The sequence below is a fragment of the Flavobacterium sp. W20_MBD1_R3 genome (assembly GCF_052119725.1).
Taxonomy (GTDB): Bacteria; Bacteroidota; Bacteroidia; order Flavobacteriales; family Flavobacteriaceae; genus Flavobacterium.
Genome location: NZ_JBGQOR010000021.1, coordinates 1 through 9,595 on the forward strand (window position 1 = coordinate 1; position 9,595 = coordinate 9,595).

The window sequence follows — 9,595 nt, forward strand, 5'->3', positions numbered from 1 at the left end:
AAGCGTCTCGACTGTACTTCGACTCCGCTCAGTATAAACTTTCGACGTGACAAAAGATCTCGAGTAGTCAAAACGAGCGCAGTCGAGATTCATTAAGTAATAAAAGCGTCTCGACTGCACTCGACGTGACATAGTGAGCACTTTAATTATCAAATCGAGTCCTTCGTCTACGCTCGATGTGATAAAAGATTGGTTTGTCAAATCCAGGTGTCAAATACCATACATAAAAATACTAGAATAATAATACAGAACAAAGCAACAATGAAGCAGTTTTTAATTTTTACCGTCAAAACCCTTGTGCTACTACTTTTACTGTCAGTGGTATTGGACTTTTTGTACACCACTGTTTATTTACAGTCTTCGAATAGAGGGAAAATTGATTATGTTTACAACTCAGCAGCGCGCGATTACGATGTGGTTATTTTAGGATCTTCCAGAGCCAATAATCATTTTGTAGCTCCTATGTTTGCCGAAAAAGGATTTAAAACGTTTAATTATGGGATGAGCGGTGGCCATTTGTTTGAAGCTTCATTGCTCTTAAAACTGATGGTGGAACGAAAGTATACGATAAAGAATGTGATATTGGAGACCGATTTGAATTTGTCGAATGAGAAGCGAGATGAAGGTGTTTCATCCCGTTTTCTTCCCTTTATTCATGATTCTAAAACTATTCGCAATCATTTTTCTGAAGAGACAGATTTTAATGAATTGTACTATGTGCCTTTTTATAGGTATGTTGCCTTTGATTCTAAGATTGGGTTTAGAGAACTTTATAAAACAGTATCAAAAGAGCCTACAACGAATTTAGCTCATTTGGGGTATTATCCTTTAGTTAAAAAAAAGGGTAATATGAAAAATAACTTAGCAAATTTAAAGCCGTTGCGTAACAAGTATTATGAAGAAATCAAACAGCTTTGCAAGGACAATAATATCAATTTGATTGCTGTGATGACCCCCATGTGTACCAATACCAAGGGATTGAATTATTTTGAAAAAGTGCAACAGCTTTATCCTGAAATTCATAATTATGAAAGAGCGGTAGAGGGAGATCAGTATTTTTCTTCGTGCGGACATCTAAATGATACTGGAGCACGATTGTTTACCAGTGTAATTATCAAAGATTTTTTTAATAAATAAATCATGAAAATAGCTTTTTTAACGCCGGAATATCCACACCCAAAAACAGGAAGTTCGGGAGGAATAGGTACTAGTATCAAAAATCTGGCGATGGGACTTTTGGCGGAAGGATGTTCGGTTCGTGTTTTAGTATATGCCCAAAAAGAAGAAGGTATTTTTTATGACCATGGCATTTGTATTCAACAAATCAGAAATGTGAAATTTAAGGGATTGTCGTGGTATCTCACCCGAAAAAAACTGGAGGAAATTATAAATACTTTATACGATGATAAAGAGATTGATTTAGTAGAAGCACCAGATTGGACTGGAATTACGTCCTTTATATCCCCAAAAAAATGTCCGGTTGTGATTCGGTTGAATGGTTCTGACACTTATTTTTGTCACTTGGATCAGCGTCCTGTAAAATGGGTGAATCGGTTTCATGAAAAAAGAGCGTTGAAGCATGCGGATGGGTTGCTTTCTGTGAGTCAGTTTACCGCTGATACCACAAATGAAGTGTTTCATTTAAATAAAAAGTTCTCGATTATCCCAAATGGTATTGATATGGAAGTATTTAATAAGAACAATATCAAATGCAATGACAATAATACTTTCAGTAACATCAATAAAAACACCATACTTTATTTTGGGAGTTTAATTCGAAAGAAAGGATTATTGGAACTACCCTTTATTTTTAATGCGGTGGTCGCTAAAAAGCCAGAGGCAAAATTAATTCTGGTAGGGAAAGATGTTCCAGATATTATTTCGGGGCATTCTTCTACTTGGCAGATGATGCAAGGCCTCTTTTCTCCAGCTGCGCTGCTAAATGTAACTTATCTAGGCGCTGTGCCTTATGATGAAATAAAAAATCAAATAAGCAGCGCGACGGTTTGTGTATTTCCTACTTTTGCGGAAGCTTTACCCGTTTCTTGGATTGAGGCTATGGCCATGCAAAAACCTATTGTAGCTTCAAATATAGGCTGGGCTCCGGAAGTAATTGATGAAGGTGTCAGTGGGTTTTTAGTGCATCCCAAAAATCATTTGGAATACGCAACCAAAATTGTTCAATTATTGGATGATGCTGTTTTGCAAAAAGAGTTTGGTTTAGCGGCAGGAAAGAAAGTAAACGAAAAATTCAGTATGGAGAAAGTGGCGCAACAGAGTGTAGTGTTTTATAGAAACGTATGTAAGGGGCTACTAAAGTAATAACGTTATAAAAAAGGATTTCCACTGTGTTGCGTTTATGTTCTTTATAGTTTTAGACAGTATCTAAAAAAGAAGTAGAGAGTTACACTACAGAATATTTATAGGTAGGAGTCCGGTAATAAGTAACTATTTTAAGTTTAGAGTATAAATGGGAAGAATACAATTAAAAGAATATACGACGGTATTAGGTGAAGTACTATTGTATGCAGGTACTCCTGATTTTAAAAAGTTAGAAGTCTTATCTAAAGGAGCAGGGGATATCTGGCATAGCTCTTTTGAACAAGGCTATAAAAATGTTTTTCCGGAATTGGTTTATCAAACCGCTGTGTTTTTTTGGTATTTAAATGATTTTGAGGGTTTAGACCAATGCGTCAGCTGGAGGGTTAATCCCAATGCTTTTGCGGTTCGTAAATCAGTATGGGACATCACAAAAGGTTTTGATAGTGATTATGAAAATCCCCAAATGCAGGCTTTGGATTTTGGTTTCAGATGCATCCGTTTTTTAGGGGGTGTCCCGTTGTATGTTAAAAATTTATTTCCTACTGCACAAAACGAAGTTGTTGGTATTTCACAAGAAGACCGTCATCTTTTTTTTAGGAAAAATTATAAAATAAGCCATGCGCTTTTTATGATCTATAGATTAGGCTTTTGGAAAATTTCGGAATGGACTACCTTTTTCAGAGTCAAGAATACCTATAAAAAAAGGGACGTAACGGCTAGAGTTCCTTCTCGGGCGCTTCTTGCTATGCAGGGAGAGCCTGCGGTAAGTTATATTATACCTACGATGTTCCGGCAAGAATATACCTTGCAATTATTAGACGATTTATCGAATCAAAATTATAAACCTACCCAAGTTATTGTGGTAGATGCCACTCCATCTAGCGACAGGGATGAAACTGGATACCAACAAAAGAATTACCCCTTCGAATTAAAAGTAATTTGGCAGCAGTCTAAAGGCAGTTGTAGAGCTAGAAATGAAGCGATTGTTCTGAGTACTGGAGACTACATTGTCTTTGGAGATGATGACATTCGGATTCCTGCGGATTTTATCGAGAACCACCTTCGGTTTCTACAAACCTATTCAGTTGGAGCCTGTAACGGGCTGGATATCCGTGCGGATCACCACAAACAAAATTTAGATGATTTGGACCATAAGTTAGAACAATTACGCCGCCCTCCATTTGTTGCTGGTTGCACCCAAATGTTTAGTAATGCAAATTCGTGTGTTAAGCGGGAATTTGTAAATCAGTTGGTTGGCAATGATGTCAATTTTGATGGCGGCTATGGTGAGGATAGTGATTTTGGAATGTCGTTAAGTAAAATTGGAGTAATTGTTTTAGCTAATCCATTTGCTGTTAATTTGCATTTAAAACCACCCAGTGGAGGCTATCGATTTTGGGGAACGCAAGCTAAGGTTATTGGAAAAAAAAGGAAAGTACAACCTTGGGAATTGGATACACCAGTAAAAACAGTTGTTCCTGTACCCAGTCCAACAGTGATGTATGGTATTTTAAAGCATTATTCCCCTACGCAGTTGACGGAATACAAGTATAAGCATTTTACACATTATTTACTGACAGGTTCTAAAGTTACTTTTTTGTATCGTTTGTTCCGACTGCCGTACAAGAATCTTCAATTTAAGAAATCGGTTTTTTATGCAAAAAAATTACGTGCGTTAGGAATTAGATACAAATAAGTTATGAAAATATCCCTAATAATATGTACCTATATGCGACCGCAATCGTTGCGTCAATTGTTGCAATCAGTTCAGGTACAGTCAGTAATTCCAGATGAAATTTTAATTATCGATGGGTCTGTAAATCAAGAAACGCAACACATGATTGCCGAAATGAGGAATGTAAATCTTCACTATTTTTTAGTGCCTGATTTTTGTCGTGGCTTGACGAAGCAAAGGAATTTTGGACTGGATCAAGTGGCTCCCACCAATGACATAGTTGCTTTTCTGGACGACGACACAGAATTAACTTCTACTTATATGGAGGAATTAATCAAAACTTTTGCGGCTGATGAAATGATTTCCGGAGTTGGAGGGGTAGCCATTAATGAAAATGGTTGGAACTTGACTGCTCCCGATAAAAAATATGATTCCTATCGTTATTTTCAGTTTGAGGGGTTTGTTTATAAAGAAGGACAACGTAATGTAGTGCGTAATTATCTGAAGCTGCAATCTAATCTAGGTCCCGGAAAAATGCCTGATTATTCGCATGGTAAAACCTGTGGGTTCCCTTTGAATGATAAAGTATATGAAGTAGATTTACTAATAGGCATGTCATTTGCTTTTCGAAAAAGAGTGTTTGATTCCCTTCGGTTTTCCACTTATTTTGAAGGCTATGGATTGTATGAAGATGCGGATTTTAGTATTCGGGCTTTGCAATTTGGCAAAAATGTCATCAATACAAAAGTACAATTGAGTCACTACCATCATCCGTCCGGGAGACCCAATTCCTATAAATACGGCAAAATGGTGGTGCGAAATGGTTGGTATGTATGGAGAACTAAAAATCCTAAGCCAACATTAGAACATCAATTAAAATGGCACGCAATTACATTACTTTTGACTGGTATTCGGTTTAGTAATGCTTTAACGGGCAACAGTAAAAAAGAAGCTTTTACGGAAGCAATAGGCAGGACAGTGGGTTGGTGGAGTTTGTGGATCAGAAAACCTAAAAAATAATATATAAATTGAATTTTAAATATGAAGTTTGTTGTTATCACTCATGTTCCTCACATAAAAGAAGAGAAGAAATATTATGCGTATGCTCCTTATGTTCTTGAAATGAATATTTGGGGGAACTACGTAAAAGAGATTTTGATAGTAGCACCAATGGCATCAACAGATAAAACTGCTATAGACTGCGCTTATAATCATTCAAATATCAAATTTACTGCAATTGCTAATTTTGACATACTCAACTTTAAAAGCCTCTTTAATGCTTTTTTTAAAATTCCGAGTATTTGTCGGTACATTTTTGTTGGTATGAAAAATGCCGATCACATTCATTTACGGTGTCCAGGAAACATTGGTTTGCTAGGCTGTTTTGTTCAAATCTTATTTCCCAATACTCCCAAAACTGCTAAATATGCCGGGAATTGGGATCCCAAATCCAAGCAACCTTGGACCTATGAACTGCAACGATGGATTTTAAGTAACACTTTTTTGACGAGAAACATGCAGGTTTTAGTGTATGGCGAGTGGGAGGGCAGTTCTGGAAATATCAAACCTTTTTTTACGGCTACCTATTCTGAAAAAGATAAAATGGCAGTGGTACCAAAAGTATTGCAGGGTGTGGTCGATTTTGTTTTTGTAGGTACATTAGTTTATGGGAAGCATCCGCTGTATGCTGTTCAATTGGTTGAAAATTTGCATCAAAAAGGGTATTTAGTGCGCTTGCGTCTGTATGGGGAAGGAGTAGAACGTAATGTTTTGGAGGAATATGTTGCAGCGAATCAGCTCGAGTCTATTGTTTTCTTGAAAGGAAATCAATCCAAAGAAACCCTGCAAAAAGCCTATCAGGACAGTCATTTTGTAGTGTTGCCCTCCGATAGTGAAGGGTGGCCAAAAGTGATTGCCGAGGGTCTGTTTTGGGGTTGTGTTCCTCTGGCAACCGCTGTTTCATGTGTGCCTTTTATGCTGGATTATGGGAACAGAGGGATTTTGCTGGAAATGGATCTTGAAAAAGATATTTTGCAAATCGAAACGGTTTTGAGTAACCAAAGCGTTTTTGATTACAAACAAACTACAGGAGCAGAATGGTCCAGGGGCTATACGATGGATTTTTTTGAAGCAGAAATTGAAAAATTACTGGCGCGTTGAGAGGCGTTAAATTGAAGAAGGCAAGCGTTTAGCCAAAAACGTATCGAGAAGCGATTGTGATCTAAAGTTCTCGATACAATTTTTAAAGCTATTGCGTTTGGTTTGGTAGGTCTAATTTGTTGTAGCTTTAAAAATCACTCGAACAGACGGCGTGGGTAATGTGATGTTTAATTTTATTTCGTCACTTCGAGTGTTTTTGGCAGGGGTGATTTTAATTGAAAAAGGAAGCGTTTAGCCAAAAACGTATCGAGAAGCGATTGTGATTTAAAGTTCTCGATACAATTTTTAAAGCTATGACGTGTGGTTTGGTAGGACTAATTTGCTGTAGCTTTAAAAACCACTCGAACAGACGGAGTTTATAATGTGATGTTTAATTTTATTTCGTCACTTCGAGTGTTTTTGGCAGGGGTGATTTTAATTGAAAAAGGAAGCGTTTAGCCAAAAACGTATCGAGAAGCGATTGTAATCTAAAGTTCTCGATACAATTTTTAAAGCTATTGCGTTTGGTTTGGTAGGACTAATTTGCTGTAGCTTTAAAAACCACTCGAACAGACGGCGTGGGTAAGAAGCGACTGTGATCTAAAGTTCTCTATACAATTTTTAAAGCTATTGCGGTTGGTTTGGTATGAATAAATAGCTGTAGCTTAAAAAATCACTCGAACAGACGGTAGTGGGTAAGAAGTGATTGTAATATAAAGTTCTCGATACAATTTTTAAAGCTATTGCGTTTGGTTTGGTAGGTTTAATTTGCTGTAGCTTTAAAAATCACTCGAACAGACGGAGAGGGTAAAAGCTATTACGTTTGGTCTGGTTTGAAAGTTTAGGTTTGGCTTTAAAAATCACTCGAACAGACGGTAGTGGGGTATGTTGCTACTATTCTCTGGCATTTCAATCCTTCCCGTCACTTCGAGTGTTTTTGGCTTGACCGAGTTGTAATTGGTAACAGAAGGTGTTTAGCCAAAAACGTATCGAGAAGCGATTATGATTTAAAGTTCTCGATACAATTTTTAAAGCTATTGCGGTTGGTTTGATGTGAATAATTTGCTGTAGCTTTAAAAATCACTCGAACAGACGGCGTGGGTAATGTGATGTTTAATTTTATTTCGTCACTTCGAGTGTTTTTGGCAGGGGTGATTTTAATTGAAAAAGGAAGCGTTTAGCCAAAAACGTATCGAGAAGCGATTGTAATCTAAAGTTCTCGATACAATTTTTAAAGCTATTGCGTTTGGTTTGGTAGAACTAATTTGCTGTAGCTTTAAAAATCACTCGAACAGACGGCGTGGGTATGAAGCGATTATGATTTAAAGTTCTCGATACAATTTTTAAAGCTATTGCGGTTGGTTTGATGTGAATAATTTGCTGTAGCTTTAAAAATCACTCGAACAGACGGCGTGGGTAATGTGATGTTTAATTTTATTTCGTCACTTCGAGTGTTTTTGGCAGGGGTGATTTTAATTGAAAAAGGAAGCGTTTAGCCAAAAACGTATCGAGAAGCGATTGTGATTTAAAGTTCTCGATACAATTTTTAAAGCTATGACGTTTGGTTTGGTGCGAATAATTTGCTGCAGCTTTAAAAATCACTCGAACAGACGGGGTTTATAATGTGATGTTTAATTTTATTTCGTCACTTCGAGTGTTTTTGGCTTGAAATGGTTGCAATTGATAACAGAAGGTGTTTAGCCAAAAACGTATCGAGAAGCGATTATGATTTAAAGTTCTCGATACAATTTTTAAAGCTATGACGTTTGGTTTGGTGTAAATAATTTGCTGTAGCTTTAAAAATCACTCGAACAGACGGAGTTTATAATGTGATGTTTAATTTTATTTCGTCACTTCGAGTGTTTTTGGCAGGGGTGATTTTAATTGAAAAAGGAAGCGTTTAGCCAAAAACGTATCGAGAAGCGATTGTAATCTAAAGTTCTCGATACAATTTTTAAAGCTATTGCATTTGGTTTGGTATGAATAAATAGCTGTAGCTTAAAAAATTACTCGAACAGACGGTAGTGGGTATGTTGCTACTATTCTCTGGCATTTCAATCCTTCACGTCACTTCGAGTGTTTTTGGCTTGACCGGGTTGTAATTGATAACAGAAGGTGTTTAGCCAAAAACGTATCGAGAAGCGATTATGATTTAAAGTTCTCGATACAATTTTTAAAGCTATTGCGTGTGGTTTGGTAGAACTAATTTATTGTAGCTTTAAAAACCACTCGAACAGACGGTGTGGGTAAGAAGTGATTGTAATATAAAGTTCTCGATACAATTTTTAAAGCTATTGCGTTTGGTTCGGTAGAACTAATTTATTGTAGCTTTAAAAATCACTCGAACAGACGGTAGTGGGGGATTAATGAATAGAATGGGGCTATGATAACGTTGTTAAATAAAAAAAGGATGAAGCAATCTTATGTTTATATTTTAAAATGTTCTGATAATTCCTATTATACAGGGGTTACTAGTAATTTGGAGAGTAGAATGTTTAAGCATAATTCAGGTTTTTATCCGGACTGTTACACTATTATCCGAAGACCATTAGAATTGGTTTTTTATTGTGAGTTCACAGATATTAACATGGCAATTGAAAAAGAGAAGCAAATAAAAAAGTGGTCAAGAGCTAAAAAAGAAGCAGTAATAAATGGATGTTTTGATGATTTGGTTAATTTATCTAAAAAGAAGTTTGATAAATAAATGTTCTTAATACCGTCGTGTAGTTTTTTTATTTCGTCACTTCGAGTGTTTTTGGCTTGACCGAGTTGCAACTGATAACAGAAGGTGTTTAGCCAAAAACGTATCGAGAAGAGATTGTGATCTAAGGTTCTCGATACAATTTTTAAAGCTATTGCGTTTGATTTGGTAGGACTAATTTGCTGTAGCTTTAAAAATCACTCGAACAGACGGCGCGGGTATGAAGCGATTATGATTTAAAGTTCTCGATATAATTTTTAAAGCTATTGCGTTTGGTTTGGTATGAATAATTTGCTGTAGCTTTAAAAATCACTCGAACAGACGGCGTGGGTAATGTGATGTTTAATTTTATTTCGTCACTTCGAGTGTTTTTGGCTTGAATGGGTCGTAATTGATAACAGAAGGTGTTTAGCCAAAAACGTATCGAGAAGCGATTGTAATCTAAAGTTCTCGATACAATTTTTAAAGCTATTGCGTTTGGTCTGGTACAAAAATTTTAGTTTAGCTTAAAAAATCACTCGAACAGACGGAGAGGGTAAAAGCAATTACGTTTGGTCTGGTTTGGAAGTTTAGGTTTGGCTTTAAAAATCACTCGAACAGACGGTAGTGGGGTATGTTGCTACTATTCTATGGCATTTAAATCCTTCACGTCACTTCGAGTGTTTTTGGCTAGAACGGGTTGTAATTGATAACAGAAGGTGTTTAGCCAAAAACGTATCGAGAAGCGATTGTAATCTAAAGTTCTCGATACAATTTTT

6 protein-coding genes are annotated in these 9,595 nt (G+C 36.5%); all 6 read left to right on the plus strand.

All coding sequences use genetic code 11. From position 1 onward, the window contains the following. The first annotated feature begins 261 nt into the window (after positions 1–261). The 6 genes from ACEN2F_RS14460 (at position 262) to ACEN2F_RS14485 (ending at position 8,840) form a co-directional block, all read left to right on the plus strand. Entirely contained in the window at positions 262–1,137 is an 876-nt protein-coding gene (locus tag ACEN2F_RS14460; protein WP_441740482.1) for a hypothetical protein, read from the plus strand. Between the two features lie 3 nt (positions 1,138–1,140). Then, positions 1,141–2,322, plus strand: coding sequence for a glycosyltransferase family 4 protein (locus tag ACEN2F_RS14465; protein ID WP_441740483.1), 1,182 nt, complete (start codon positions 1,141–1,143; stop codon positions 2,320–2,322). A 148-nt stretch (positions 2,323–2,470) separates the two neighbouring features. Then, the gene (locus ACEN2F_RS14470) at positions 2,471–4,018 is read left to right on the plus strand and encodes a glycosyltransferase family 2 protein (protein WP_441740485.1); all 1,548 of its coding nucleotides are present in this window, start codon (positions 2,471–2,473) and stop codon (positions 4,016–4,018) included. Positions 4,019–4,021: 3 nt separating this feature from the next. Continuing rightward, the gene (locus ACEN2F_RS14475) at positions 4,022–5,017 is read left to right on the plus strand and encodes a glycosyltransferase family 2 protein (protein WP_441740486.1); all 996 of its coding nucleotides are present in this window, start codon (positions 4,022–4,024) and stop codon (positions 5,015–5,017) included. A gap of 21 nt (positions 5,018–5,038) precedes the next feature. Further along, the gene (locus ACEN2F_RS14480) at positions 5,039–6,157 is read left to right on the plus strand and encodes a glycosyltransferase (RefSeq protein ID WP_441740487.1); all 1,119 of its coding nucleotides are present in this window, start codon (positions 5,039–5,041) and stop codon (positions 6,155–6,157) included. A 2,389-nt stretch (positions 6,158–8,546) separates the two neighbouring features. Further along, positions 8,547–8,840, plus strand: a complete 294-nt coding sequence (locus ACEN2F_RS14485) for a GIY-YIG nuclease family protein (RefSeq protein ID WP_441740489.1) — start codon at positions 8,547–8,549, stop codon at positions 8,838–8,840. The last annotated feature ends 755 nt before the right edge of the window (positions 8,841–9,595 follow it).

Coding starts and splice junctions, on each gene's coding strand:
- ACEN2F_RS14460 (WP_441740482.1), top strand. CDS start 262: ATGAAGCAGTTTTTAATTTTTACCGTCAAAACCCTTGTGCTACTACTT.
- ACEN2F_RS14465 (WP_441740483.1), top strand. CDS start 1,141: ATGAAAATAGCTTTTTTAACGCCGGAATATCCACACCCAAAAACAGGA.
- ACEN2F_RS14470 (WP_441740485.1), top strand. CDS start 2,471: ATGGGAAGAATACAATTAAAAGAATATACGACGGTATTAGGTGAAGTA.
- ACEN2F_RS14475 (WP_441740486.1), top strand. CDS start 4,022: ATGAAAATATCCCTAATAATATGTACCTATATGCGACCGCAATCGTTG.
- ACEN2F_RS14480 (WP_441740487.1), top strand. CDS start 5,039: ATGAAGTTTGTTGTTATCACTCATGTTCCTCACATAAAAGAAGAGAAG.
- ACEN2F_RS14485 (WP_441740489.1), top strand. CDS start 8,547: ATGAAGCAATCTTATGTTTATATTTTAAAATGTTCTGATAATTCCTAT.